Source organism: Streptomyces sp. NPDC006512 (assembly GCF_040611935.1).
Lineage (GTDB): Bacteria > Actinomycetota > Actinomycetes > Streptomycetales > Streptomycetaceae > Streptomyces.
In genome coordinates this window covers 58,552-84,183 of sequence record NZ_JBEXPG010000024.1, presented here as the reverse complement: position 1 = coordinate 84,183, position 25,632 = coordinate 58,552, and the positions used below count along the sequence as shown (strand labels likewise).

Annotated in this window: 20 protein-coding genes; 10 read left to right on the top strand and 10 right to left on the bottom strand. The window is 70.3% G+C overall.

Translation table 11 applies throughout. From position 1 onward, the window contains the following. Nucleotides 1–74 precede the first annotated feature (74 nt). From ABZZ17_RS18560 to ABZZ17_RS18545, 4 genes are all read right to left on the bottom strand, one after another. A complete protein-coding gene (locus ABZZ17_RS18560) occupies nt 75–1,100 on the bottom strand; it encodes a hypothetical protein (RefSeq protein ID WP_356877264.1) in 1,026 nt (341 codons plus the stop codon). 787 nt (nt 1,101–1,887) lie between these two features. Further along, entirely contained in the window at nt 1,888–2,112 is a 225-nt protein-coding gene (locus ABZZ17_RS18555; protein WP_356877262.1) for a hypothetical protein, read from the bottom strand. A 799-nt stretch (nt 2,113–2,911) separates the two neighbouring features. Further along, nucleotides 2,912–4,030, bottom strand: a complete 1,119-nt coding sequence (locus ABZZ17_RS18550; protein WP_356877260.1) for an integrase — start codon at nt 4,028–4,030, stop codon at nt 2,912–2,914. Further along, a complete protein-coding gene (locus tag ABZZ17_RS18545) occupies nt 4,027–4,443 on the bottom strand; it encodes a hypothetical protein (protein ID WP_356877258.1) in 417 nt (138 codons plus the stop codon). Before ABZZ17_RS18545 ends, ABZZ17_RS18550 begins: the two co-directional genes overlap by 4 nt. A 265-nt stretch (nt 4,444–4,708) precedes the next feature. Between ABZZ17_RS18545 and ABZZ17_RS18540 the strand changes: the two genes are divergently transcribed. Then, complete coding sequence (locus tag ABZZ17_RS18540; RefSeq protein WP_356877256.1) at nt 4,709–6,100, top strand: hypothetical protein; 1,392 nt, start codon at nt 4,709–4,711, stop codon at nt 6,098–6,100. 623 nt (nt 6,101–6,723) lie between these two features. Here the strand turns inward: ABZZ17_RS18540 and ABZZ17_RS18535 are convergent. The 6 genes from ABZZ17_RS18535 to ABZZ17_RS18510 all read right to left on the bottom strand — a co-directional run bounded on the left by ABZZ17_RS18535 (nt 6,724) and on the right by ABZZ17_RS18510 (nt 12,107). Then, nucleotides 6,724–6,930, bottom strand: coding sequence for a hypothetical protein (locus tag ABZZ17_RS18535; RefSeq protein ID WP_356877254.1), 207 nt, complete (start codon nt 6,928–6,930; stop codon nt 6,724–6,726). Nucleotides 6,931–7,794: 864 nt separating this feature from the next. Continuing rightward, complete coding sequence (locus tag ABZZ17_RS18530; RefSeq protein ID WP_356877252.1) at nt 7,795–7,989, bottom strand: hypothetical protein; 195 nt, start codon at nt 7,987–7,989, stop codon at nt 7,795–7,797. Nucleotides 7,990–8,078: 89 nt separating this feature from the next. Next, nucleotides 8,079–8,354, bottom strand: coding sequence for a hypothetical protein (locus ABZZ17_RS18525; protein ID WP_356877250.1), 276 nt, complete (start codon nt 8,352–8,354; stop codon nt 8,079–8,081). Nucleotides 8,355–8,953: 599 nt separating this feature from the next. Continuing rightward, nucleotides 8,954–9,181 carry a hypothetical protein gene (locus tag ABZZ17_RS18520; protein ID WP_356877248.1) on the bottom strand — a complete coding sequence of 76 codons (228 nt, stop codon included), beginning with the start codon at nt 9,179–9,181 and terminating at the stop codon, nt 8,954–8,956. A gap of 1,756 nt (nt 9,182–10,937) precedes the next feature. After that, entirely contained in the window at nt 10,938–11,168 is a 231-nt protein-coding gene (locus tag ABZZ17_RS18515) for a hypothetical protein (RefSeq protein WP_356877246.1), read from the bottom strand. 123 nt (nt 11,169–11,291) lie between these two features. Next, the gene (locus ABZZ17_RS18510; protein WP_356877244.1) at nt 11,292–12,107 is read right to left on the bottom strand and encodes a Pycsar system effector family protein; all 816 of its coding nucleotides are present in this window, start codon (nt 12,105–12,107) and stop codon (nt 11,292–11,294) included. A 543-nt stretch (nt 12,108–12,650) separates the two neighbouring features. On the opposite strand from ABZZ17_RS18510, the gene ABZZ17_RS18505 reads away from it, so the two are divergent. The 9 genes from ABZZ17_RS18505 to ABZZ17_RS18465 all read left to right on the top strand — a co-directional run bounded on the left by ABZZ17_RS18505 (nt 12,651) and on the right by ABZZ17_RS18465 (nt 25,257). Further along, a complete protein-coding gene (locus ABZZ17_RS18505) occupies nt 12,651–13,607 on the top strand; it encodes a conjugal transfer protein (RefSeq protein WP_356877242.1) in 957 nt (318 codons plus the stop codon). Then, nucleotides 13,604–13,924, top strand: a complete 321-nt coding sequence (locus ABZZ17_RS18500) for a hypothetical protein (RefSeq protein ID WP_356877240.1) — start codon at nt 13,604–13,606, stop codon at nt 13,922–13,924. The genes ABZZ17_RS18505 and ABZZ17_RS18500 overlap by 4 nt, the downstream gene beginning before the upstream one ends. Before the next feature lie 53 nt (nt 13,925–13,977). Then, nucleotides 13,978–14,415, top strand: a complete 438-nt coding sequence (locus ABZZ17_RS18495) for a hypothetical protein (RefSeq protein ID WP_356877238.1) — start codon at nt 13,978–13,980, stop codon at nt 14,413–14,415. Continuing rightward, entirely contained in the window at nt 14,412–16,976 is a 2,565-nt protein-coding gene (locus ABZZ17_RS18490) for an ATP-binding protein (protein WP_356877236.1), read from the top strand. Before ABZZ17_RS18495 ends, ABZZ17_RS18490 begins: the two co-directional genes overlap by 4 nt. A gap of 17 nt (nt 16,977–16,993) precedes the next feature. Continuing rightward, nucleotides 16,994–19,990: a hypothetical protein gene (locus tag ABZZ17_RS18485; RefSeq protein ID WP_356877234.1), complete on the top strand. Its 2,997-nt coding sequence runs from the start codon at nt 16,994–16,996 to the stop codon at nt 19,988–19,990. Nucleotides 19,991–20,244: 254 nt separating this feature from the next. Beyond that, complete coding sequence (locus tag ABZZ17_RS18480; protein ID WP_356877232.1) at nt 20,245–21,111, top strand: C40 family peptidase; 867 nt, start codon at nt 20,245–20,247, stop codon at nt 21,109–21,111. Then, on the top strand, nt 21,108–21,767 hold the full coding sequence (locus ABZZ17_RS18475; RefSeq protein WP_356877230.1) for a hypothetical protein: 660 nt from the start codon (nt 21,108–21,110) through the stop codon (nt 21,765–21,767). The genes ABZZ17_RS18480 and ABZZ17_RS18475 overlap by 4 nt, the downstream gene beginning before the upstream one ends. After that, the gene (locus ABZZ17_RS18470; RefSeq protein WP_356877228.1) at nt 21,752–24,352 is read left to right on the top strand and encodes an ATP/GTP-binding protein; all 2,601 of its coding nucleotides are present in this window, start codon (nt 21,752–21,754) and stop codon (nt 24,350–24,352) included. The genes ABZZ17_RS18475 and ABZZ17_RS18470 overlap by 16 nt, the downstream gene beginning before the upstream one ends. Then, complete coding sequence (locus tag ABZZ17_RS18465) at nt 24,349–25,257, top strand: replication-relaxation family protein (protein WP_356877226.1); 909 nt, start codon at nt 24,349–24,351, stop codon at nt 25,255–25,257. The genes ABZZ17_RS18470 and ABZZ17_RS18465 overlap by 4 nt, the downstream gene beginning before the upstream one ends. Nucleotides 25,258–25,632 lie beyond the last annotated feature (375 nt).

The window sequence follows — 25,632 nt, the reverse complement described above, 5'->3', positions numbered from 1 at the left end:
ACCCTGGGCCTCATGGCCACCCAGCGTCACGGCATGCCCGCACCGTGACGCCCCGGCTGCACACTGCCGACGGGCTACGTCATCAACTCGATGTGCGGATGCTCGGGCTCGGCCGGGCAGACGAACAGGTGCTGCCGGTAGCCGCTACCTATCTGGACGCCGGTCGCGTTGTAGCCGCGGTGGCCGGGGTACGGTCCAGCGCCTGGGTGAGGGTGCGGTGACCAGCTGTTCGCCTCGTCGTCCCCTTCCTCGAACGTGGCGACGGTCATCAGAACCTCCATGCCAGTGCCGCACTCGGAGCAGTGCTCCGGGCTGGGGTCGGTAGAGCTCCAGCCAGCCCAGCCACCCACCTTCCAGCCGGGCGCGTTCGCCAGCACAAGGTTGTAGTACGTCTCCGGGGTCAGGTCTTCCTCTGCTGCCTGCGGCACACTCCACTGCTCGATCTGCTTCCGCAGTTCTTCGCTCAGCTCCAGATGGACGGGGTACTCGGTGATCTGCTCCGGTTCGAGTACGCACGGATCCGGTAGATAGCCGTCGAACTGCACTGCGGGCGGCTCGGGGGGCGTGTCGAGGACGTCGGTGACGGCGGCTGCAGAACGCCAGAAGAGCAGGGTCCTGGGCATGATCGGATGATCGAAAGGGCACCACAGAACCTGCAGCAGGTCCTTGCCCTCCGGCGGGCTCAGATCGGGCACGTCCCGTACGTACAGCTGCGCGACGGGCAGCATCGCTATGGAGCCCTCGTACGGCTGGACCGCCACCCTCACCGGATACGTCTGAGGGGGCCGGATCCGCGCCAAAGTCTCTTGCTCCTCCGCAGTCATTTCCCGGCCGTGCGAGGCGGCGAAGATCCGTCGTTCCAGCCGCAGATCCGCCGGGGACTGTGCTGGGTTGATGCCGTCCACCACATGCGGTTCCTCGCAGTGCGGCCACGGCTCCTCGGCGGGCCACAGCAGCGGCCCGCCGATCGAGCTGTCGTGCCACGTCGGCGCCCCAGGGCGGGGGTGCAGGCGCGTCGCCGTGCGGGCCAGCGGGGCCAGTTGAGGAAAGACCGCGGCAACGTCGATCGGCCGTGGCGGAGTGACAGGAGTGACATTCATGGCCGCAATCTTGCCAATCGCCTCTGACAACGGCCCTCGTGGCCGCCCCACGACGAGCTCGGCATCCCACATACGTGACCGACGCCATCACCGCAGGTCAGCACATTTCGCCGGTGGCCCTCAGCTGAGGTCTTGGGACTTCGCTCTGTACGCCTTCTCGAACGCGGAGACCGCCTTCTCGGCATGCGCACGGTCCTCGGCGTTATGGATCTCTTCGCGTGGTGCCGCTCGATCCAGCGATGGCGCCACAGATGTTGCACTCGCTATCCTGGCCCGCACTGACGCTGAGCTGCATTGACTCTTACGCACCCGACGTGCACCACAGGTCCCTCCCCTAGAGAACTCGCTCTGCGTCCCGTGCTGTACCGCACTCCAGCAGGCCCAGCAAAAGCCCCACTCCGGAGCTTGACCCTGCAGTCTCCCCCGTCCCGTTGATGCCTGCGCGTCAGTCGTAAACGCGCAGGACCGTAACCACCGCGTGCCGTGTCGTCCCGGCTGCGACTTCCACCACCAGGCCCTGGTCCGCACGCCGGTACGGCTCGCCGTCCGGGGTGCGAGCCTCCGTCGCACGGCTCCGCGCCCCCGAAGGGCCCTGAGCTGATCGCCCTCCCCGCTGATCCCTCTGGACGCCGCCCCTCGGACCTCGGCAACCACGCCAGCCAGCCCTGGACGGGCCACCACGGACCGGGTGGTCGTTCTCCTTGTAGTCCACATACGCGATCTTGCTCCCGAAAGCGGCGGCCCCATGTTCCGGTCTCCCGACACATGGGGCCTCACAGTCGGCGGGTCAGCGCCGGATCTGAATCGTCACCTGGATGCCACCGACGCCCAGCGCGGCTGCTCCGATGACGGCCACGGACGTGGCAGCCTCCGCGTTGCCGATGACGAGCAGAACCACCGTGGCAACGATGGCCGACAGCGCTGTGACGGCCGTCAGCCACTTGAGAAGGGAAGCTCGGAGCTGCGGTCCTTGGGGACTGGCGGGGACTGGGGTACGGTCGATCGACGTCACTTGCCTTGTTCTCCTCACTGTGGAGCGGCAGCCCGATGTCAGACGAGAGGGAGATCCTCCGCGAGGCAGGCCCTAGGAAGCAGTCCTCGCAGCGGTCTCCCTTCGTCATTTCCGAAGGGCTCTCGATGGGTCCAAACGATACGCCGGGCCGGTAGACCCAACCGAGTACGGTCACGCCAACTCCCCACGCGACACTCCGAACTGGACTACAGATTCGTGGAATGTCACTCGCCGGGAGTATGGGAAACGAGACCTCCGTGTCACCCCAGGTCACAGCCGCTTATCGAGGTCATGCGCTCTCGCTTCCTCAGCGAACTCACCCCTGCCAATGTGGCACAAATCACTCACGACTTGCCGCCCAAATCTGTGCCCAGAGCCCGGCGACCATCAGGCCAGGGCCCAAGCCCACGCGACGCTTTGAGACATTCGGGCTGCTCAGCACGTGGACGATGCCCCATCACCACCACATGGATGTGCCCCTGGTTCGATCGACTTCTTGAGCTTGAGCAGGACCTTCGACCTCATGAACAAGGTGATGTCCTCGAACTTCTCCACGGCCTTCTTCGGATCGGGTCGCTGAGGAACTGCATGCCGTTTCGCCCCCAGACGCCGAGACCTCCTCGCCTTCGCCCCCAGCGCGCGCACCTGCTTCTAGAAGGAGGTGTTGACAACCTGCCCTTCTGCACAAGACGACGGCATGCCAGATCTTCGCCGACAAGAAGTCCGGCAAGAACGATCCATCACCCGATCCCTTTCGGAACACTCCGGCGCCTGACCCGGCAGGACCGTTCCTGCCGGGTCAGGCGAGGCCAACGGAAGCGTTGTCGTCCCATCCGTCGTCGCGCTGCATGTAGCCGAGCATGGAGCGGGAGTGGCGAGCCCAACCGCCCTGGTCGGCGATGGCGATGCCGTCGCGGCCCTTGCGGCGGGCGACGGAGGCCAGGCCGATGCGCAGGGAGTGCCCGGTCCAGGCGATCGGGACCCCGGCCCGGGTGGAGATCCGCTTGATGGCGCGGGTGACGGAGTCCGGGCCCATGCCGCCGGTGATGTGGCCCCACCGGTCGATGCCGACGAAGGCCGGCGTCGACGGGTCGGTCCACCGCGGACCGTGTTCGGCGACCAGGCGGTTGCGGTACGCGGTCCACGCGCGGACCGGGCAGATCTCGGGGTCATCGGCGTAGGCGATCTTGGCGTTGCGGACGCTGTGCTTGGTCTTGCCGGTGAGGATGGCGACGACCAGGCCGCGTGGGTGCAGGGTGACGTCGCCGGTGAGGAGTCCGGCCGGGTCCTGGCTGCGACTGGCGTAGTGGAAACCGGTGAGCGTGAGTGCCTTGTCCCGGTCGCCGGTGAGGTTGTCGGGGCAGGCTCGGGCGAGGGTGCGCAGGCCGTCGATGTCGGCGCCGACGGCCTGGCCGCGGCCGCGCCGCTCGCCGGCCTTGAGGAGCTTGATGGTCAGGCCCTCCAACGCGGCGCGGGCCTCGGCCTGGTCGTCACCGGACACCGTGGCGCCGCGCTCGCGCAGGCCGACCACGGTGGCCGCCAGGTGGGTGGAGGCCGAGGTGGGGGCGTAGCCCGTGCCGTTCTGCCGGCCCTCGCTCAGCATCCACGCCACGAACGCGACCAGGGCGCCCCGGCTGCCCGCCGCCTCGGGAAGGCCTGTGCCCGCGCAGAACCGCTTCCACACCAACCAGCTCTTGGCGTAGGTGTCGGTGGTGTTCTCCGGAATGATCGCGGCGGCGACGGCGTCGGCCAGGTCCTCGGCCTCGGCCAGACGGCGTGCGGCGTCGACGCCGTGACGTTCGGCCCACCGCTCGATGAGCGCCTGACGCTCGTCGGCCACCGGGTCTAGCGGCGCGGGGGGCTGCCGCCCGCCGAGATCGTCCTCGGCAGGCGGCAGCGTGATGGGGACGGTGGTCACAGGGCTTCCAGCTCGGCTCGCCGCTTTTGCGCGATGGCCTCCCGCGAGGCGAGCAGCTGCCGGGCTCCCTCGACCGCGTCGTCGGCATCGACGTGGTGGACCAGCCGCCACTGACGGGCGTCGTACCCGGGAGTGCCCTCCCACGGCCAGACCAGCCACACCAGTCGGTTCCACGCCTGCTTGCGGGCTTCGAGTGTCTCGGGTTCCTCGTCGTCGAAGCACTCGTTGAGCGCGTCTTGGTGGATGCCGACCGCTTCCCTCAGCGTGCGGGCGGCCCGCCCCTCGAAGCTGTCCGCCGCGTGCTTCTCGGCCAGCGTCTTCCAGATCTGGTCCAGGTATTCGATGAGCGACTTGGCATGTTCCTGCTTCAGGTCGTCGGCGTTGAACGGGGCGACACGCGGTTCGTCGCTCATGAAGTAGTAGGCCACGGCGGTTTTCCCCTCCGGTCGGACGCGCTGCTCGACGGGGCGTCATGTCCCCTTTTGTCGCGTCGGATAAGGAGAGCTTATCCGACGTGACCCCCCAACCCGGTTCCGTTGCAAGCGAATCGGTGGCAACCGATGCGGAAGGCTGTCCGAATAACGCTGTGTTTGAAGGCACTCCTGACGGTGTATAAGAGATGACGTAAACCGCTGCACAAGATGTGCAGCACTCGACACGGAATGAGGAATCACGTTGATGCACATCCATCCGCTCGCCAACGGCGTGCGCACCGACCACCCGGTGCCCGGGCTGCCGTTCGTCGACGACTCGCACATCCCCCTCGACGAGGGGCCCGAGGCCATCGAGGCCGTCGGCCGCAACAAGGCCGACGGCATGTGGGGCCGCTACGACACCAACCGCCAGAGCGGCGCCTGGTATGCCTTCACCACCGACCCCCTCGACCACTCCCTGGGCTGGTCGGTGCGCTACCACCCCGAGCACGGCCGGACCGTGCTGCTCATGCGCGACAACGACACGGCCTCCCTGCACAGCACCTGGGGCGGCGACCAGCTGCTGTTCCGTGCCGGCGGCTACTGGTGGGACGGCACCACCTGGTACCGACCCGGTCAGGTCTGGGACCCAATCACGCAGGATCACGAGCGTCGCAAGGCCCGCGCCGCCGTCACGGTCAGCGCGACCGACATGCTCGACGGGCGCGCCGACCCGGCCCGCGCCCACATCGGCAAGGTCCTCACCTTCGAGCCCAAGGACCCGGCGCCGGAGAACTGGGGCGACCACCTGGCCCTGTGGGCGCAGCTCCACCAGGAGCGGGGGGGCGCGCTGCCCCTGGACCGGTGCGTGGTCGACCTCGCCAGCCCCGAACTGACCGGCGCCCAGCTGCTGGGCGTCCCGGAGATGGCGGAGCTCGGCGGCATCACCGCCTCCACGCTGCGGGCCTACATCTCCCGCGGCAACAGCGAGGTCCCCCAGCCGCAGGCGACGGTCGGAGGCCGCGATCAGTGGGCGCGGGCGGTGGCCGACGACTGGGTCGAGGCGCGCCAGCGTTCCTACGAGGGCGTGAAGGCCACCATGTCCGCCGGCGACCGCCACGACCTCTCCCGCGGCGCCGCCGAGGTCCGCGACCACTTCGCCGCCGACTTCCACGGCACCCTGTGGGAACGGCCGGACGTGCGGAAGCGGTGGATCCTGCGCGCCCGCAACGAGACCTCCGTCCGGGAGGTCTCCGACGCCCTGGCCTGGACTGTCGCCGTAAGCCTGGACCGCATCCTGCCCACCCACCTCCTGGGCCCCACCGTGGTGGACGCGGTACTCCACGGCTTCGCCGACGCGGTCGAGATGGACCGCGGCGACGAGGAACACGAGGAGACCGGGCCGGAGGAGGAGAGGGTGTGGATGCTGTACGTCTCGCGTCCGGTCGCGGAGATGCTGGACTGGTTCATCCGCCACCACCCCGAATCCGCCCACCACTACATCGGCGACATCACGCGCGAGGCCCACCGGCGGTGGGAGATCCCGGCGGAGGAGACCATCCGCACGCTGCGCACGGCCGTCTCCATGGACGGCAAGATGAGCGACGAGGACCGGAAGACCTTCTTCACCCTCCTCGCGCCGGCGAAGACCGCCTGACCCGTACCGACCCCACTGACAGCAGGGGCCCGGAGCCAGTGCAAGTGGTTCCGGGCCCCTTCGCGTGACTGTAGCCCGGACAACAGCACGTCCCCGACCGAGCCGGACAGCCGTCCCCCGGGGAGACCGCCGCCGTTCATGGGGGTGTTTCAGGCGTCCCACCGTTTGCAACGCCTCATGAAACACGATCGCTGCAGGTGGACCATCCCGCGGCGCCGTGTTCCATAGGCGACCACCTATGAAACAGAAGCATCCATCGCGCCGGGGTGCCTCTACCGCAGACATGTGGATCACCCGCGCGGGACTACGAGAAGGAAGGCCCCGAGGTAGTACACCGCAAGTGCTTCTGACCCTGGCCTTCCGCCTGTTCGACATCCGATCCTCCCGTGCCCTTCCCTGACGTCCGGGATCGGCACCGGCACATGGACACAAGGGCATGGGTAAGCGGGCCGGGAAGGTGTGAACACAGCTCAGCCCCCGTCAGTCCCGTTGGGTCTGACGGGGGCTGGCTGCTTCTTGGGCGGGAAGGTTCACCGGCACTTCGCGCCCCCGCCCGGGGGCAGGCACCGGCCGGGCGCCAGGGCCGCCCCGACCCAGCGCTGAAGAAGAGTCGGCCGCCTCAGCTACTTGCGGGTGCGGAGGTTCGCCCAGGAGCCGCCGAGAGCGGTTACCGCGCCGCCGATGGTTCCCACGGCAGTTGCCGCCTCCGGGTTGTGCGTCAGCGCCAAGACGACCACCGCCACGATCGAGGCAAGTGCGGTGACGGCGATCACCCACGCCAGCGGGTTGGAGCTCGGCGAGTCGTTTGGGGTACGGTCAATGGTCGTCAAGGGTTCCGGTCTCCTCACAGTGAGCGGGCACCCGACAGCAGGCGAGTGGGAGATCCCAGCGGAGCCAGGCCGGCAAGCATCGGCTCCGCAAAGGTGGTCTCCCTTCGTCTTTCTGAAGGGTCTTCAGTGCCCAACCACGTTACTGGTAGCACTGGGGTGCCCTGGGCCTGCGTCAGGGCGGACAGCACCTCCGCACAGTCCGCCGGGCGCTCTTTTCCCCGTCCGCCTACCACGAGAGGCGAGGATTGCGAAGCAATCTATCCACAGGGGAAAACCCTGCTCAGGGGCGTCTCTGTGGATAACCCGCCTGTCAGCCCCTGCCGACAATCATGTGATGCAGATCACTGTGATTTTGTGGTCTACGGGCGATCTCAACCCCCCTTCAGGACACCCTCGTTGTCCAGCAGGGACCACCTCCGGCGGACAGGTCAACGGTGGGCGGCGTGACGGGCCCGCAGGGCCACGTGGCGGTGCTGAACCCGGTCATCGGGCGCAGCAACTTCGTACGTGTCGTCCCTCATGGGGTCGCAGGTTCACCGGTTGGTCCCGTTGGGTCTAACGGGACCAACCGGGTGTGAACAGGAGCGCCTAGAGACGGGCCAGCCGCTCACGCACGGGCCCGGCGAGCTCGGCGTAGAAGTCGATCCGGTCCTGGGCCTGGAGGATCTGCGCGCACACGGTCAGCAGGCCGGTGCGTGCCTCGGGGGACGGGGGCGAGCTCGGTGCGGATGCAGGCGGCCGTCTCGGGGGCCAGCAGCGCGTACAGGTACAGGGTGGCCGCGTCGTAGCCGTACGGGGCGCGGCCCCACCCTTCCATTCGACGTGTCCGGCCCCGCCCTGCAGCAGGCTCCAGTGCCGCCCTTCTTACAGGGGCATGGCCAGGCGGGAGCCGATGCGGAAGCGCAGCTCTCCGGCCGCGTGGCGGATATCTTCGGGCTGCTCGGTGTCGTCGAGCAGCCCAAGCAACATCATCAGGGCCCGCGCCTCGTCCTCGCTGATCAGCTTCAGGCGCGGCTCCGTGAGCCCGTCGAGGAGCACCTCCAGCAGGTCGTTGTCCATGCCCGGAACAACGCCGGATCCGACCCGGGCGTCACGACGATCGACCGGCTCAAGCGCTCCGGCGGGGCTTGCCCTTCGAGGCCGGCCTCTCAGGTGACGTCGTCCACCGCCATCTCCCGGGCGCCGCCGGGCACGTGGCGCAGACGGCCTCGGGTGTAGCTCCGCAGGCGCCGGCCGTACAGGAACTCGAACCGCTCGAAGGGGTCTTTGAAGATCCAGCAGGGCTTGCACCAACGGTCCTGGTCCCCGTACAGACCGGTCGGCGTCTCGACGCGACTGCCGTCCGGGGCCGTCGGGAACACCACGCGCTGGCGGTCGGACTCGTCGGAGCAGCCGAGGCAGTACGGCGGATTGTTGACGTTCACACACTCCCCCTTGGGGTGGGACCGACCATCCTGTGGTCGGCTCTTCACCCCGCTCGTGCCTGCAGCCGTCCCTTCGGACGACACCGACTTCCAAGAATTTTCGCGGCATGTCCGACAGTCCGGCGACGGGCAGCGGCTCGCGGGGCCGCCACAGCGGAGGGGCCGCCCGATAGCCCAGCCAGCACCAGGGACGCGGCGGGCAGTCAAGGGTGCGCAACGCGCATCGCGCAGCGACGCCGACGGCGCCCTTGACGGCCCGGCGGAGCCCGAACAATGAACGAGCGGGCGGCCCCGGCCAGCCCCCCACGAGCGGCCAGACTTGCTAGATACCACTCACCGGGGCGCGAGGGAGGGCTCGGTCGCAGGACGCAAGTCGGCGGGGTCGGCGGGTATGCTCGCCGTAGTACTTAAAAGTGTCACTGGGCGTGGACAGTTCCATCCCGATCACCGATACACAGTCTCCCCTGGTCCAGTGAAGCCGGGGGAAACACGGAAGCCCCCGCACCAAGCTGCAGAGGCCGGGGCGAGGGCAACCGTTGGGAGCAAGATCCCGCTCTGACGCCCTTCAGGTGTGCGACCACCTGGGGGGCGTTGCGTGTTTACAGGAAGCTGGCGCCGAGGTCGTACGCCTGCTGAGCGGCCCATACGAGTCCGTCAGCGACATCGTCCGCGAAACCGTTCAGGGCGAACCTGATTGCCTCCGTGCCGATGCTCTTCCTACGCGTCGAACGGTCCTCTTCCCCGGGGGCCTCTTCCTTCGGCTCGCCTTCCGACCCTCGCGGGTCTTCCGGTTCGACGGGCTCGGAGTCGGCGGTTCCTCGGGTCATCGGATTGATCCTTGTCCGGACCGCTCGCGGCTGGGACGGCCGGCCGAGACCGCGGTCCACAAACCCCGGCTGACCCAGCACCCGCGCGGGCTGTTGGACATTGCCCATCCTACGCGCGGAGTTGGGCTCTGCTGAGGCTGAACTCGTCCAGCATGGAAGGGTGTACACCGTGTCCGACCAGCGTGTTCTTCAATTCGGAGTGCTCAGGGTTGCATGCGCGTCACACTTCTAGCCTTCCCACCAGGGTCTTCATTTTCGTGCACGGCTCCGACGTGCAACCCTCTCTGCTCTTCCATCAGGGCGACCTGTGGTCCGATTGCCGTTCGCATGTGACAGAGGTCACTCCGGGGGCCGTCGTCGGCGTGCGCGTGTCCGTCGCGGGGCCATCCAGAGCACGAATCGCAGGGTCGCAGGGCTGTGTGATCACGCAGCCTCCCCCGGCTTACGTCATCCCGGACGGCGATGGTGCAGGCAACTTCGTCCGCTCCCGCCGGGCGGGCAAGAATCTTGGAACCCGATCCGCCTGGCGGGCCGGATCCCACCACGTACCCAGACTCGGAGCAGCGACCGAAACGCAGAAGGCCCCTTCCCCCCGGACCATCCGGGGGGAAGGGGCCTTCGCGGAAAGCTCGGATGACACCCCTCAGATCAGGGGAGGGTCGCTGTCTCCTGCCCGAACTTCAGGCGCGCGGTGCAGCGAAGGAGTGCTGGCGCTGGCGCACCGCGCGGCTGCGTTGGCGCAGCGTGTGGAGCAGTAGAGCGGAAGGGTCCGCGCCACCGATCCCGGCACGATGAGGGGAGCCGTGCATACGGCGCACACCTCTGCCGAGACGTACTCCTTGAGGTCGGGCACTTCCGGCTCTGCGGGAAGAACGGGTCCGAAGGTTCCCAGTCGTGCCCAGACATCGGTGTGTGGCGGCTGTGCCGCCGGTGGTACCCGCCCGGCACTCTCCAGCCAGCCCGCCTGCCACAGTGCGGCAACGCAATCCAGTTCGGCCGCTTCGTCCGCGCCACGGAGCCGGACCACCAGCACGTCGGCTACTGCCATCACGGGGTCGCGGCCGCCTACGTGGGGGCTGCTGAACATGTTCCAGACAGTGCTCCGACCACACCTCTGGATGGGCTGGATCTCCCTGCGAATGGTTGCGATCGAGGGCGAACCGGCTCGTAGGAGAAGCGCGTGCAGGTGCTCCTTGAACATGCGGACTGCGCCCGCGGGGAGGTCCGGCATCTTCAGGTCCCCCGCCCGCCCACGTGCCACGTCGACCACCTCTCAGAACTTTCCATTACCGTCGACAACTGCCCCAGATCATCCCAAGGCTGCCGCTGCCTGATTGCATGTTTCGCGGAACTGCTCACGGCTGCGAACCCTCCCGGCTCCCGCTCGACGATGTGCCGCATGAACCTCATCGCGGAGAACATCCTGAGCTTCCTGCTCCACGAAGTCCTTGGAAACGTCCTGGCGACTCTGCTCCTTGCCCTGGTCGGGTCCTTCTTCCGCCGGGCGGCCCTGAGAGCCCGCAAGGGCTTGGTGTGTCGGCGCTGCACCCTGCTGCCGCGCCGATCTTCCTTGCATCAGCGCGGTGCCTCGTCGCCCACGTGCAGTTGCCCCTGACGGGGGACGGCAAAAAGCCCCCGCTCCGTCCCGGATGATCCGGCGGAGCGGGGGCCTTCGTCGTGCAGCAGGTCGTGACGGGGAGCCCGGGCGGCCGCGCGCCTCTGGCCGATGCTGCGGTCGCCCGGGATTTGCGCCGGCCTACTGGTCGGCGGTGTAGCGCTTGAGCTGCTTGCGTACGTGCTCGCGGCTGAAGTCGAGGTGCGCGGCGACGGCGGCCTGGGTGAGGTTCTTGGCCTCCATCTCGGCCTTGACCGCCTGCCAGTAGGTGCGCTGGGCGTTATCGATGGTCTGGTCCCGCGCGGCGGCGGCCGCGTCGAGGCGGGCCTTGGCGGCGGTGGTCTCGTCGGTGTCGGGTCGGGTGGGGGTCATGGGATCGGGCTCCGTCTCGGGCGTGAGGGACGATGTGGCTGCCCCCTGCTCCGGTTAGAGCGGGCTGGGACGCGGGGCGGTCGGCGTCAAGGTTGGTAGCCGGGGGGCCGACCGCCCCGTGCATCAGGTCCGCGGGCCGGTGCAGCCGTGGGCGTCGGGGTCTCCGAGGAGCCGCTCGGCGGTGTCGGTGTCGTGGTCGGACCACCGGTCCGCGCGGATGGAAGTCCCGCAGGAGGCGCAGGACCAGGTACGGCCGCCGCGCAGCTGCCCGTTGAGGCGGGCGGTGGCCCGGCGCAGGGCGTCACCGAAGAACGTCTGGGCGACGATTCCGGCGGCGACGGCGAGGCCGCCCAGGAGGGCGAGCCGTCCGGCCTCCGGCCCGGAGTGGTGGAGGTAGGCGTTTGCGGCGAGCAGGGCGGCGACACCGGCGAGGATCGGGCACACCAGCTCGGCGCCGATCACGGCGGCGTAGCGGATGCGCAAGCCGATGCTGCGGGGCGCGGGCGCCGGAGTGTTGGTGGTGATGACCTCGGTCATGGACAGGCCTTCCTTCTTCGCGGAGCGGGCTGGACGGTCAGACGAGGGTGACGACGAGGCCAGAGCGAGGGCGGCGAGCGCGCCCGCCGTGACGAAGATCGCGGTGCGCAGGGCGCGCATCTTCTTGAGGGCGATCTTGGAGAGGACCACGAGCCGCTCGGCGCTGCGGTCGACGGCGAGGTCGGCGGTCACCTCCTCGGGCGTGCAGGTAGCCCAGTGGAGGTACGAGCCGCGGGCGTCTCCGCCGAGGCGGGGCAGAACGATCGCGAGGACCAGGAGCATCGCGGCGGCGAGGCTGGCCACGCCGAGTCCGGCGAGAACGGTGGCGGCGGCCGGGAGATGGCGGCCGGGGACGGCGGCGATGAGGACCGCGAGCAGCCGTTCGAGACGCGCGAGCCGCACGCACCTGAAAGGCCTCGAAGCCGCCTCGCCGCCCCTGCGAGCGCAGCAGGACCTCACGTGCGGCCGCCCAGTCACCATCTGGGGCACTGCACGGTCCTGACCTGCGGTGGGGATATTCAGCGCTACCGAAGTTCACCGGGCACGGAGTGATCCGGTGACATTTTGTGCGTGCGCGCACAGCTCGGCTTGGGCAAGCGATGCAGTTGTCGGGCCGGGGAAGTCGCTGACCTGCGGTGGGGATGTTCTGGCGTGCCGCTGGTGAGGTACCGCGACCTCACCAGCGCAAGCGTTGTCGGCTCGTGATGGTAAGGGGCTGACAGTGGTGAGTCGACCGGTGAGCGGGCGCCCGTTTCCTGAGTCAGACAACATTCCCTCTCCTCGGGAAGGCCTCACATGAGCCCCTCTCCTTCTCCTTCTGTCGGCCGACGGCGGCCATCTCCCGATAGGGCTGTCCGGGCGCCTCGTGTATCCGGGCCGCTGCGCAAGGAGCGGCCTGAGACGGTCCCGGTGGACCGGACCCGATCGGTTTCCCGTGGCCCCTCGTTGACCAGGGTCGGTCTCTGGACGGCTCTGGCGGCGGGACCCCTCGCTCTGGCCGTCGCCCTCGTGCTCCCCCGCAGCACACCCGCGCAGGCCGCGCCCACGCCGAGCGTCGAGCGTTCCGTCCAGCCCACCGTCGACCCGGCGGGGGCCGCCGCACTGTTCGTCGAGCTGTGGCTTCGCGCCGACGCGTCGTCGACTGACTCCGGTGCTGCGGGTGCCGTCCGTTCCCTCGCGCCGGACATCGAGTTGCCCAAGCGTCCCCGAGCCGAGGGGAGCGTGCCGTCGACGACCCGCACCGTGGCGGTGCGCACGTCCCGTACGGGCGAGGGGTGGACGGTCGTGGTCGCGGCAATCGCCGACCGCGAGGCGCCCGCGCAGTCGACGCCGAGCCCGGCTGGCGTCCCGGGCGCGACCGGGGGGACCCCTTTGGTCCGCTATTTCGCGGTGCCCGGCACAGGTGGCAGCGGGAGCAGCGCGGTTGTCATTTCCGGTGCTCCGGCGGAGGTGGCCGCCCCTGCGGCGGGCACCGCTCCCGCTTCCCGGTTCACGCATGCGGTGTCCTCCGGGGCTCCGTTGGCGACGACCTTGGCCGAGTTCGTCCGTGCCTACCTGGGCGGCGGGCAGAGTGCCGGGCTGGAGCGGTACCTGTCTCCCGGTGTTCGGGTGGCGGCGCCGTCGGCGTCCTCGTACGCGCGGGTGGACGTCGAGGGCGTGGTCGCGGATACGGGGTCGGCCGCCGCGGCGGTGCCGGCGGACGGGACGAAGGCGCGGGCGCGGGTGCGGGTGGTGGGTGAGGACCGGGCCGGGGTGCGGTGGCCGCTGGTGTACCGGGTGGAGGTGACGGCGCGCGCGGGCCGGTGGGAGGTCAGCGCTCTGGAGAGCGGCACCGGTCCGGCCGCCGAGCCGGCGCCCGCTGCCTCGCCGTCGTCTGCGGCGTTCGTGGGCGGTGCGCGATGAAGACTTACGTGCTGGCCGGCCAGCTCGACGCGCTCGGGGATTCGATCATCGGCACGCTCGCCGGGTGGACGGACTCCGGCCTGAAGGTCGCCCTAGCGGCCGTGGTCCTGGTGACCATCGTCCGACGGTTCAGCCTCAAGGCGGGCATCGGAGCCCTGTTGGCGATGGTGCTGGCCCTGGGCATCTACAGCGCCCGCGACTCTCTCTCGGGGAAGGTCAAGGACGAAGTCGAGAACCCGGCCAAGAGCGCCGGCACGGTCACCGTCATCGTCGACCCGGACCGGCCCGCCCACGGTTCGCCGGACGGAACCCTGTGAGCGGGCAGCCGCGCATCGCGCGGGCGTATACGAGTGCGCGCCGGCATCCGTGGGTGCTGGGAAAGCTCGGGGACTGGACGGTCCCGTTCGGCCCCTACACCCCCGCGCAGCTTGTGGTGTTGGGTGGCGGCGCGTTCGCGCTGGTCAAGGGGTTCGACTGGTGGGCGTGGGCCGGGCCGGTGCCGATCGTGCTGTGGCTGGTGTCGGTGTGGGCGGTGCGCGGTGCGCAGATCGGCGGGCAGAACCCGTTCACCGCCCTGTTCGGGGTGCTGTCGTTGCTGCTGCGGCACCCGGCGGGCCGGGTCGGGGGCCGTGTGGCTCGCGACCGGGCCCCGTCGGTGTGGCGGCCGCGGTTCGTCATCGAGGCGGCTCCCGCCCTCGCGGTCGTGCCGGCGGCTGGTCCGCGCCGTGTGGTGGCGCGGGCGGCGGCCGGTTCGGGGCTCTCCCGGCTCGTCGCCGGTGATGTCGCGGCCCAGGGGAGTGCGGCATGAGGACGCCGTTGCGGCATATCGCCGGTCATCTGCTGTGGTCGGAGTCGGGCCGGGTGTGGGCGGTGTGGCGGATGGACCCGCTCCCGGGCGGCTACCTGCCCGCCCCTGTCCGGCAGGAGCTGCTCGGGCGGGTCACGTCTTTGGTGCGGTCGATGCCGGGCATGGAGCCGCGGTTGTTCGTTCTGGCGGCCCGTACCGATCCGGGTGAGGTCGCCGAGCGGATGGTGGCCGATGTGGACTGGAGGCGGCTGCCCGAGTGGGCCGAGACGTGCGCGGCATCGGTCGACCTGCTGGCCGGTGAGGAGATGCACGAGCGGACCCTGTGGCTGACGGTGCCCGTCGCCACGAACGGTTCGGCGGCGGCCGCGTCGCTGTCCGCGCTGTACGGGGAGCTGTCGGCGGCATTGGGGATTGCTCCGGTGCCGGTGCCCGAGGCGGAGGTGAAGGCCGCTCGCGCGCAGGCCGCCCGGATACAGACCTCCCTGGGCGGTGGACTCGGGCTGCGGCCCGCCGCCCCGGCCGAGATCGTGTGGATGCTTCAGCACGCCGCGCACCGCGGCCTTGCGCAGGAGCCGCTCCTGTCGGACGCCGAGCACAGCCCCCTGTACGGGAGCCGTGTCCGCGAGGGCCGGCTTCGGTCCTCCTCCTACGCGGACCTCGGGGAGATCCGTCTCGCCGAGGGCGGGCAGGGGATACGCGAGGATCGAAAGTCCGCGGCGAAAGCGCCGTGGTGGCGCAAGGCGGGGGCGTCGTCGCCGGTGGGGAGGCGGTGGCTTCAGGTCGAGTCCGAGGCCGGTACCGGCTACCAGGCGCATCTCGTGCTGGCGGAGCTCCCGCCGGCGGTGGTGGTGGAGGCAGCCGATGTCCTGGCCCAGCTGGAGGGACTGCCGTTCCCCGTCGACGTGACGGTGGACATGCGGGTGGTCCCGGCGAAGAAGGCCCGCGCGCAGGTCCAGCGCAAGAAGCGCGAACTGCTGGACCAGGCCGACCAGTACGGTGCGCAGCCCACCGGTCTGCCGCATTCGCTGCCGGACGCCGCGGAGGATCTGGCGGAGCAGGACGCGCGGATGGCGCGGACTTCGGTGGAGGTCGAGGTCCAGGCGGTGACCGTGCTGACGGTGTGGGCCGCTGACGCGCTCACCTGTGACGCCCGTGCCCGCGAGCTGTCGGCGGCCTTGTCCGGTGGCGACTACCGGGTGGTGCGCCCCTACGGCGCGCAGGAGGAACTCTTCGCCCTCGGTCTGCCGGGTACGGTGCGGGCGCCGAAGCTGGGGCAGTTCGCGCAGCATCAGCTGTCGGAGGACTGGGCGGCGGCGGGGGCGTTCACGTTGTCGCGGGTGGGTGACCCGACGGGGATGATGATCGCCCATGACCTGGACAGCGGCACGATCCGGCCCGTTCTGCTGAACCCGGCCGACGCGCCGCAGGTCAACGCGTCCGCGTCCAGTGCGGTGATCGGTGACCTGGGCAGCGGCAAGAGTGTGCTGGCGAAGCTGATCACGGCGGGTGTGGTGGACCGTGGCGGGCGGGCGATCGTGATCGACCGGACCCCGATCCGTGAGTGGGCGTCCTTCGCCCGCGCGTCGATGGGTGAACGGGCCCAGATCATCGACGCCGCCGAAGCGCGCATCAGCATCGACCCGTTGCGGGTGTTCGGCGGGGCCGTGGGCGCGCATTACGCCCTGTCGTATCTGACGCTGCAGCTGGGGGTGGGGGCGATGACGGCCGCCGGTGCGGTTTTGCACCACGCGGTCGAGGAAGTGGCCGGCGGTCCGGACCCGTCGATGGGCAAGGTCCTGAACGTGCTGGCCTCCCTCGCGGCAGGCGGGAGCGGCGGCCGTGCCGAGGCGGCGACGACCATGGCCGACCTCTTGAAGATCGTCCGTGCTAACCCGTTGGCGGCCATGGTGTTCGACCCCGCTCTGCCGCCGGTGAACCTTGCCGGGGACCTGGGTGCGGACATGGTCGTGGTCACGACCACTGGTCTGACGCTTCCGCCGAAGGAGGCTTTCGCGGACGTCGAGGTCCTGCGGCAGCAGCCGTTGGAGGCTCTGATCGGGCGGGCGGTGCTGTATCTGATCGCGGCCATCGCCCGGCAGGCGGCTTTCACCGACCCGGGGCGGTTCTGCCTGGTCTCCCTGGATGAGGTGTACTGGCTGACCTCCTCCGCGGAGGGTGCCGCGCTGATCCACGAGATGCTGCACGACGGCCGCAAGCACGGCGCCGGCGCGTTGATGGGCGCCCATGCCGTCGAGGAGCTCGGCAAGGACGCCGGTCTGATCGCCTACCGGTATGTATCCCGCACGGCGGACGGCGTTCGCGCGGCGAAGGCCTTGCGTTTCCTGGGCTTGGACGGCGAGGACGAGGACCTTGTCCGGCTGGTGACCAGCGGTCTTTCGCCGGTCGGGCAGGCCGGACGGGAAGGGGAGATGCTGCTGCGTGACCCGCGGATGCAGATCGGGCGGATCAAGGTCGTCGTGCCGCCGGTCCCCCGCCTCAGGGAAGCGATCTTCACCACGCCCGGCCGCACCGCACGGCCCGCCGCCGGGGGGACGGCATGAGGGCCGGGCGGTTGGTGATGGACCGGGGAACCCTGCGGGCGGCCGGGTTCGTCGGACTGCTGACGGTCGTGTTCCTGGTGACGAACACGTCGGTCGCGATGGCAGCCGACGGGTCGGCCGGCGGCGGACTTCTGGGGCCGCTGGATGTACTGACCAGCGAGGGTGCTCCGCTGAGCGGCTATCGGCTGGAGGCGGCGGCCGGGCCGAAACCCACCCGGACGGGCTCGGCGCCGATCGTTGAGGCGGTCGCGACAGGTCAGACTCCCGACCTCGGGATTGCCCGCGAGACCCAGCGGCTTGTCATGGGCGGCCTGTTCACGCTGGTGCGGCTGCTGGTCGGGCTGTGCTGCTGGCTGATCGGCTTCGTGTTCCGCTTCCCCCTGCACACCCTGCTGATCCAGCCCGCGCAGCGTCTCGCCGACGCCTACGAGCGGCACGTGGTCGGCGCTCTGGGCCTCGAAGGTCTCATGCTGGCCTGGGCCTTCGCCTTCGGCCTGATCCTCTTCGTCCGCGGCCGCGTCGGCAAAGGCCTCGGTGAGATCGTGGTGACGCTGGTCATCGCCGCCCTGGCCGCCAGTGCCTTCGTGCGCCCGGACTACCTCCTCGGCAAAGACGGCCCCCTGGACCAGACCCACCAGGCTGCCCTGGAGGTCGCGTCCATCACCACCTCCTCCTACTTCGACACCCCGGCACGAGGCGGCCGGCCCTGCGACACCGCGGTCGGGCCCGCCCATGAGGCGTGCGTGAAGGAGCGCGCCGAGGCCCGGACCGTCATCACCCCGATCCAGCACGCGCTCACCGACGCCCTGGTCGTCAAGCCCTACATGCTGGTCCAGTACGGCCGCGTTCTGGACCCGAGGAAGGCCGGTCAAGAGGCCGCCTACAAGGCCCATGTGAAGTGGGTCAAGAGCGGCCTGCCCAAGGGAAAGGCACCTCGCGGCACGGCCCCGGCCCCCGGCCCGGACAGCAATTGCGAAGGCGTCATCGGGCCCCTGAAGGAATCCTGCAAGAAAGACGTCGCTGAAGGCGAGAAGCCGGCGGAAGGCGCCGCCTCCGAATCCAGCACCCCGAGGCGGGCCAACGAAGACTGCGAAGGGCTGATCGGATCGGCTGACGACTACTGCGAGAACCCGGAGAAGGCGAACCCGTGCTCGAAGCTGGACGGGGCCTCCAGGAACTACTGCGAGGCCGGCACCAGCACCGGCGACTACACGCCGGACCCCTTCTCACAGCTCATCAGTGATCTGGAGGAGGCGGGACCGGCTGGCCGGGCCTGCGCCGAGTACGCGAAGGAGCCGTCCTGGGACCGGGTGTGGGCGGTCATCGCCCTGCTGGTCGCCGTGCTGATCGTGGCGCTGATGGTCATGTCGATGGCCGTGGTGATGCTCGGCTCCCAGGGCGCGGACGCCGCGACCGCGGCCGTGGGGCCGGTGGTGTGGGTGTGGGCGATGCTGCCCGGGCCCTCCCGGATGCTGCTGTGGCGCTGGTGGGGCGTGTTCGTGGTCTCCGCCCTGGTTTCGTTCGTGGCCGCGATGTGCCTGCCCCTGTTCGGGATCGCCGTGGATGCCCTGCTCTCCGACAGCGGCCCTGACCAGATGATGGAGCGGCTGCTCCTGGTCGACGCCCTTGCCCTGGCGTTCCTGGTCATGCACCGCCGGATCCTGACCGCGACCGCCGGGTTCGGGCAGCGCATGGCCCTGCGGATGCAGTACGCGAAGATCGGCGGCGGCAGCCTGCGCGGCAGCAGCTCCGACCTGGGCGCCGCGCTCGCCCTGAATCGCGGCGGCTTCGGCGCCGGGCTGGGCGGGGGGCCCTCGGTGGTGCACGGGGCGTTCGGGTCCCGGCTGCGGCAGCTCGGCAGTCTCGCCGCCCTCGGGGACGGTGCGGGCATGCCGATGTCCCCGGGCCGGCTGCTCGGCGACGCGGTCGCCGAAGGACGACGCGGTATCGCCCCGCTCGCGATGGCGCTGCGCGGTGTGCATACGGCCCTGATCGGTCCCAAGCCCCGCCAGCACCCGGTGGCCGGCCTGTTGCAGGCGGCCGCGAACGGCATCGTGCCCGGGAAGCGGGGCGCGATGGTGACCGACGAGTGGACGGGCGAGATCCTGCACGATCCGGACACCGATCGGCCGTTGCTCGGGTCGCGCATCCACCAGGGCGCCTCACGGCTGCGGGGCTATCGCATCGCATCGCGTACCGCCCGCCTCGCCTACGGCGCGACCCTCGGACTGCCCCGCAATGTCCGGAGGGCCAAGGAGGCCACGTCAGAATTCACCGACGACGCGCACACGCAGCTGCGGGTTGCGGCCCACCGGGTACGCGAGGACGCGGCCGAGTGGATGCCCGTCGTCGACAGCATCCACAACACCGGGATCGCCGTGGGAGCGGGCGTCAGCCGCACGGGGCGCGCGGTGGGAACCGGCATCAACCGCACGAGGCGCGCGGTGGGGACCGGGGCGGTGGGCGCCGTCATCTACACCTCCTCGCCCGCGGGAGCTTCCGGACCTCGACCCGGCGGGCGGGGCGCGATCAGTCGCCAGGACTCCCCCGGCCCCGACGGCCCCACGCCGTCGACATCCTCCATTCGTCCACCGCGGCAACGACCCGTGCGTAGGCCTGCACCCAGCCCCGGCGGGGACGCCGGCTCCGGCGGGGGTTTCGAGGCTGGGGGGAGGGTTCCCTCCGCTGTCTCGGTCAGCCCGGCTCGGCGCCGGTCTCAGCCGACGCCCCCTCCGCCCCCTCCGGCTCCTCCGGCTCCTCCGGCTCGCCAAGCGCCGCCCGAGCGTCGCCGGGATCTGCCCGAGGAAAGGCCGCGGCCACAGCCACGCCGGGTGGCGCAACGCGCTCAGCAGCCGTCGACACCTCCGCCGGAGCCGCCGCAGCGGCCGACCCCCGAACAACGGGCGGTGGAGCTGGAGCGGTACCGCGCGAACGTCGAGAAGTTCGCCGCCGAGGCGCGCAAGCGGCGCCGTGAGGGCGGGGAGCGGCCGCGCGGCGAGGGAGGTGAAGGGTGAAGCGGTGGAAGAAGCTGGGGTGTCTCGGAGTGCTCGTAATGGTCGCGGCCGTGTGCTGCGCCGGGCCGGCAGTGCTCGCGACAGCCTTGGCCAAGAACCGCGTCGGCGGGACAGCCGGCGAGGCGGTCAGTGCGGCCGAGGCCGGAATCCCCGAGCGGATGATGGCCGCTTACCTCACCGGTGCCGCGCAGATCGGGACACATGTCCCCGCATGCAAGGGGATGCGGTGGCAGGTCCTGGCAGGGATCGCACGGGTGGAGTCCGATCACGCGTCCGGCCGTCTGGTCGGGGTGAGCGGGGACATCCAGCCGCTCATCATGGGCCCGCGGCTGGACGGGTCCGGGGCCGGCGGTAACACGACCGCGATCCGGGACACCGACGGCGGGCACTGGGACAACGACACCGAGTTCGAGCGGGCGGTCGGCCCGTTCCAGTTCCTGCCCGAGACGTTCCGAGCGTACGGGAAGGACGGCAACAAGGACGGGGTGATCAACCCCCACAACGCGGACGACGCCGCCGCGTCGGCGGCCGTCTACCTGTGCGGGAAGGGCCGCAACCTCGGCGACCGGGAAGAGCTGCGCAAGGCCATCCACACCTACAACCTGTCCTGGGCGTACGTGGACGACGTCATGTCGGGCATCGACCGCTACGACTCCCTCGGCCGAACTCCCTCCCTTCCCTCCGGGAACGTCGGCGCCGTCGTCCAGGCCGCCCTCGCCCAGCAGGGCCTCCCCTACTCCTGGGGCGGTGGCGGACCCAGCGGGCCCACCACCGGAATCTGCTGCTCCCCCGGCGGACAGGACGGCCGCACCGTCACCGGCTTCGACTGCTCGGGCCTGACCCAGTACGCCTACGCCAAAGCCGGAATCACCCTCCCCCGCACCGCGGCCATGCAGGCCGGTGTCGGGCAGCGCATCCCCGCCTCGGCCGGCTACAACGCGCTGCGCCCGGGTGACCTCATCTTCTACGGATACAGCCCAACCGCCGATTCCACCATCCACCACGTCGGCATCTACCTCGGCGACGGAAAGATGATCAACGCGCCCCGGCCGGGCAAGCCCGTGCGGATCGACCCGGTGACCGCGATGCCCGACTACGCGGGCGGGGCGAGGCTGCTGTGACCCGCCCACCAGCGGGCGGCGGCCGGCTCCTCGCCAGCGCCGTCGTCCTCGCCACCACCGGAACGCTCCTGCTGTGCGTGGGCATCAGCAGCAACGACCAGCCCACCGCCGAGTCTCAGGCCCGTTCCGGTGCAAGCCGGGCTGCCGCCCCCCGGGCCGACAAGGTCTTGCCGGTCGAAGCCGCTAGGCCCGAGCCTGCCTCGCCGCTGTCGTCCGGCCCGCCGGGGCGCTCACCGGCGCCGGCCTCCGTCACGGACTCCGCGACCGCGTCGGCGTCGCCGGATCGGGCGGGGGCCGGGGAGCTTCCGCCGCCAGGCTCCGGTCCGTCGGCCGACCCTCTGATTCAGCAAGTTCTGGACCAGGCCACCCACCCCGACCTCCCGCCGGATGCCGAGCGCCAGCTGCTCACCCTCGGCCGGGAGCAGTGGCTGAAGGAGACGGCCGGATACACGCAGGTTCGTATCCAGGCCGCCACCGCCCGCCGTGACACCGCTCCCTTGCCGAGCCCCAGCGCCGGCACGGGCCGGCCGGAGGCGGGGCGGGCGGTCGTGCGGCTGGTGTGGGCGGGAGCCGACCCGGCCGGGACCTTCCTCGACGGACGCCCCGCGGCCGTCCACTTCACCCCGAACGGAGACGGAACATGGAACCGCACATGATCGCGTCCGACCTCGACACCGCCACCGCGGCGGTCGAGGGACTGCTGTCGCTCGCCTCATGGGTGAGTGCGAACGGCTGGTGGCTCGCGCTGATCGCAGCCGCCGGACTCCTGGCGTACGAGATGGTTCAGCGGCACCTGACCGCCAAGGCCTTGGCCGAGCGCACGTTTGTCGAGCTCACCCCTACCTCGCAGTTCGCCCCGGACGCCGAACAGATCTGGCGTCAGGGGATGCAGCTGGTGAGGGCGGCCGGGTCGGGCCGGTGGTGGGTTCCGCGCCGGGCCCGCACCGTGCGGATGCGGCTGCGCGCCGACGGCGAGCGCGCGCTGACCTACCGTCTCGAAGCCCCGGCGAGCGCCCACGCCCTGATCGCACAAACCCCTTACGGGCCCCGTGTCCAGGTCAAACGGGCGGCGCCGATCGCCGACAAGCGGCGCGACCATGTGGTGCGAGCCGTCCTGACCCTGCATGGCAAGCCCGGATCCCGACTGCGGAACGTTCCCCAGGACCCGGACCCGCTCCAGCCCCTGCTCGACGCGGTCGCCGGATTGAAGACGGCGGCGGGTGACCTCGCCGAGGTGTGCGTGGACATCTCGCCCGCGTCGCGGTGGCAACTGGCCGCACGCCGCTGGACGACCACGCACCAGGGCCGCCAAGAGGCTCAGCGCGAAGCCCGGCGAGATGCACAGTGGCTCACCCAGGACACGGGCGACAGTCTGCCCGTCGCCGTGGGCAAGCTCCTCGACCCGGCCGAATGGAGCGGTCGGCCCCGTGGGCAGATGGTGATCTCACCGCGCCCGCGCCGGATGGAGCGGGACAAGGTGCTGGGCAAGCTCGCCCACACGCCGGGCTTGGTGCGGGTACAGATCCTGGTGAGGTGCGCCTCGAACGCGGAAGGCCAGGCCGAGCAGAGGCTGGCCCGGATCGGTGCGGCCATGGACGTGTACGCCGGTGTCTCCCGGCTGTCCCCGCTCGGCTGGTCCCTGGGACCCGTGCGCTTCGGCCCGGACCACCGGCCCTGGCGAACACGGTTCGACGAGCAGTGGTCGACGGCGGTGATGCGGCCGGCCCGGGGCGGGTGGGCGCAGATCGAGGAACTCGCTGGGTTCCTCAAGCCGCCGACCGTCACAGCGCGGATTCCGGTGCTGGAGAGCGATATGCCGACCTACGAACCGGGTAAGGCGCTGCTTCCGCAGGGCTGGTACCAGAGCCCGGACGGCGGTGAGCGGCTGCTGGCGACCCACGAGGACGAAACTCTCTTCGAGGTCCAGTCGGGCAAGGCCGGATGGGGCAAGACGATGCGGGCCCAGGTCCACGCCGTGGCCAGTGCCCACAACGGGCAGGGGCTGGCGTTCGTGGACCCGCATGGGGACTCCTTCGCGGACGTCGCCCGCTACCTCGCGCACGACGACATCATGAGCCGCGTCGCCCTGTTCGACCTGACCGTCCGCAAGGGCGACGACATGCTCGGCTGCTGGAACCTCCTCGACATGAGCAGCGGCCAGCCAGCGCACGAGGTCTGCGCCGCCGTCGTCGAAGCGTTCGCCGGCGCTATGGGATGGGGAGACGTCAGCGCTCCGCGGGCGCTGACCATCCTGACCAAGGCCGTGGAAGCCCTCCTCGCCGTCAATGCGGCGGCGGTCGCGGCCGGTGAGCCGGAGCGGCAGGCCACGGTCTTCCAGGTCCGGACGCTCCTGACCGAGCCAGCCTTTCGCCGGCTCGTGCTGGCCCTGCTCGATGCTGAGGCTCGGCGCTGGTGGACTTCCAGCTTCCCCGACCTGCCCAGGGACTCGCTTCCTACCGTCCTGAACCCTCTGGAGCGTCTGGGTTCGTCCCCGGTCATCCGCGCCTTCCTGGGGTGTCCGGTCAGTGGTTACGACATCCGGCGCGCGATGGACGACGGTCAGGTGATGTGGATCTGCCCGCCAGGGACCGGGCCCACCAACCGGCTGCTGATCTCCCTGATCGTCCACGACTTCCTGCGCGCCGGCCTGTCCCGCCGCGACCTGCCCGAAAGGGACCGCCAGGCCTTCCGCTTCTACCTGGACGAGCTGATCTCCCTGGACCAAGGGGACTCCCACGTGCTCGCCCAGATCACCGAGCAGCTGCGGAAGTTCGGATGCCGACTGCACGGCATGACTCAGCTCCTGCACCGTCTGTCCCCCGAGACCCGCTCAGCCCTCATGCAGAACGCCACCAACCTCTCCACGACCGCCGGGTCCGTGGAGGCGATCTCGCAGATCACTGACCAGTGGCCCGCCGTCGTCACCCCCGGCGACGTCGCCGGCCTCGAACGCTGGTGGCACTACGCCTCCTTCACCGTGGCGGGCAAGCGCATCGGCCCCCTGCTGATCCGCGGCCCCGAACTCAAGGAGGTGTTCTCCGACCTTGCCGAGCCCAGCAGGATCGGCGAACTCCTTCGGGCCTCACACACCAATACCGGGGCCCGCCCACTAGCCCAGGCGACCGCACTGGCACTCGCCCAGGAGAGCAAGGTCCTCGAATTCCTCACCGTCCACAGCGCACCGCCCGCAGCAACAGCCGCACTAACCACTCAGACCGAGACCGGAGAGACGTACGCATGAGCCTGGCCCTGACCCCCGTCACCTCGCGCACCGGCGACACCCACGCCCACCGTGCCCTCGCGCTGATCGCGCAGCACAGACTGCTGACCACCACCCAGATCCACCGGATGCTCACCCCCCACACCCCGCCCCGCAAGATCCACAAGGTGCTGGTGCCGCTCCGCAAGGACGGACTGATCGACCACACCACCCTCGGCGGCCGAAGCCGGCTCCAAGCCCACTTCCTCACCCCCACGGGCCACCAGACGGTCGGCAACTGGCCCGAGCTCCGCGGCCGCGCCGCCACCCCGATCCACTCACCGGACACCGCGAACCTGCGCGCGGCCCACATCCTCACCGGGGTCCGCGCCCACCTGGCCTTCCTCGACGATGCCCGCGCCCGCGGCGATGACTACGAACCGCTGGACTGGGTTCCGGAGGTCACCCACCACCTCCCCGACACGGCGGGCGAGGACCGGCTGATCGCCGACGCCGTCTTCCACTACACCAGTGCCCAGCCGCGCCTGCAGTACCGGGCGTTCGTGGAGATCGACCGCACCACCATGAGCAGCGAGCGTCTGGCCCGCAAGCTGATCGCCTACGCCCGCTTCCACGACTACACGCCCCAGCCCCCCGGCCGCCGGGGCACCGTCGGCGACCAGGCCGCCCTGCTCGCCTGGCAACGGAGCTACCCCCGCTTCCCGCGCGTGCTGTTCATCCTCACCGGCGGCTCCCGCACCACCCTCACCAACCGGATCACGGACCTGCGCCGCATGACCGCCAACCACCCCCTGGTCACCCGCCTCGCCACCCACGTCCCCCTCGGCGCCACCATCCTCGAAGACATCGAGGCCAACGGCCCCCAAGCGGCTGTGTGGACTCCCCTGGCAGGTGACGCCGAACCCCGCAGCTGGACCCAGCTGTAACCCCTGCCCGCTGCCCCGTCCCGAACCAGGTCGGGCAGGGCGGCGGGGCGGGGGCGGCTGGAACGGCCGGCCCGGTGAGTGGTGAACTTCGCCGAAGCGGCATCGTGACGTCGGTGAGCTTCGGTGGTGAGGAGACCGGTGAGGTCCGACCGCAACCATTATCAGCAGCAAAGAACAAGCCAGAACGAAGCGTTCGGGCCACACCCAGGCGGGGAGCTTCCGAAATCCGCCCGTGCGAACGACTGAAGACGAAAGTCGCACCTCACAGCCTTGCACGCAGGCGACCGACCGGCATTCATGGGCAAAAGTGACGTTCGATCATCTGAGCCTCAAGAACCCCATAGGTCCTGGACCGTTGAGGTCGTAGGGTGCCGG

Bases quoted from the DNA above. Each gene is read 5' to 3' on its own strand.
- ABZZ17_RS18560 (WP_356877264.1), bottom strand. From the start codon at position 1,100: ATGAATGTCACTCCTGTCACTCCGCCACGGCCGATCGACGTTGCCGCG.
- ABZZ17_RS18545 (WP_356877258.1), bottom strand. From the start codon at position 4,443: ATGAGCGACGAACCGCGTGTCGCCCCGTTCAACGCCGACGACCTGAAG.
- ABZZ17_RS18540 (WP_356877256.1), top strand. From the start codon at position 4,709: ATGCACATCCATCCGCTCGCCAACGGCGTGCGCACCGACCACCCGGTG.
- ABZZ17_RS18530 (WP_356877252.1), bottom strand. From the start codon at position 7,989: ATGGACAACGACCTGCTGGAGGTGCTCCTCGACGGGCTCACGGAGCCG.
- ABZZ17_RS18520 (WP_356877248.1), bottom strand. From the start codon at position 9,181: ATGACCCGAGGAACCGCCGACTCCGAGCCCGTCGAACCGGAAGACCCG.
- ABZZ17_RS18515 (WP_356877246.1), bottom strand. From the start codon at position 11,168: ATGACCCCCACCCGACCCGACACCGACGAGACCACCGCCGCCAAGGCC.
- ABZZ17_RS18500 (WP_356877240.1), top strand. From the start codon at position 13,604: ATGAAGACTTACGTGCTGGCCGGCCAGCTCGACGCGCTCGGGGATTCG.
- ABZZ17_RS18490 (WP_356877236.1), top strand. From the start codon at position 14,412: ATGAGGACGCCGTTGCGGCATATCGCCGGTCATCTGCTGTGGTCGGAG.
- ABZZ17_RS18485 (WP_356877234.1), top strand. From the start codon at position 16,994: ATGGACCGGGGAACCCTGCGGGCGGCCGGGTTCGTCGGACTGCTGACG.
- ABZZ17_RS18470 (WP_356877228.1), top strand. From the start codon at position 21,752: ATGGAACCGCACATGATCGCGTCCGACCTCGACACCGCCACCGCGGCG.
- ABZZ17_RS18465 (WP_356877226.1), top strand. From the start codon at position 24,349: ATGAGCCTGGCCCTGACCCCCGTCACCTCGCGCACCGGCGACACCCAC.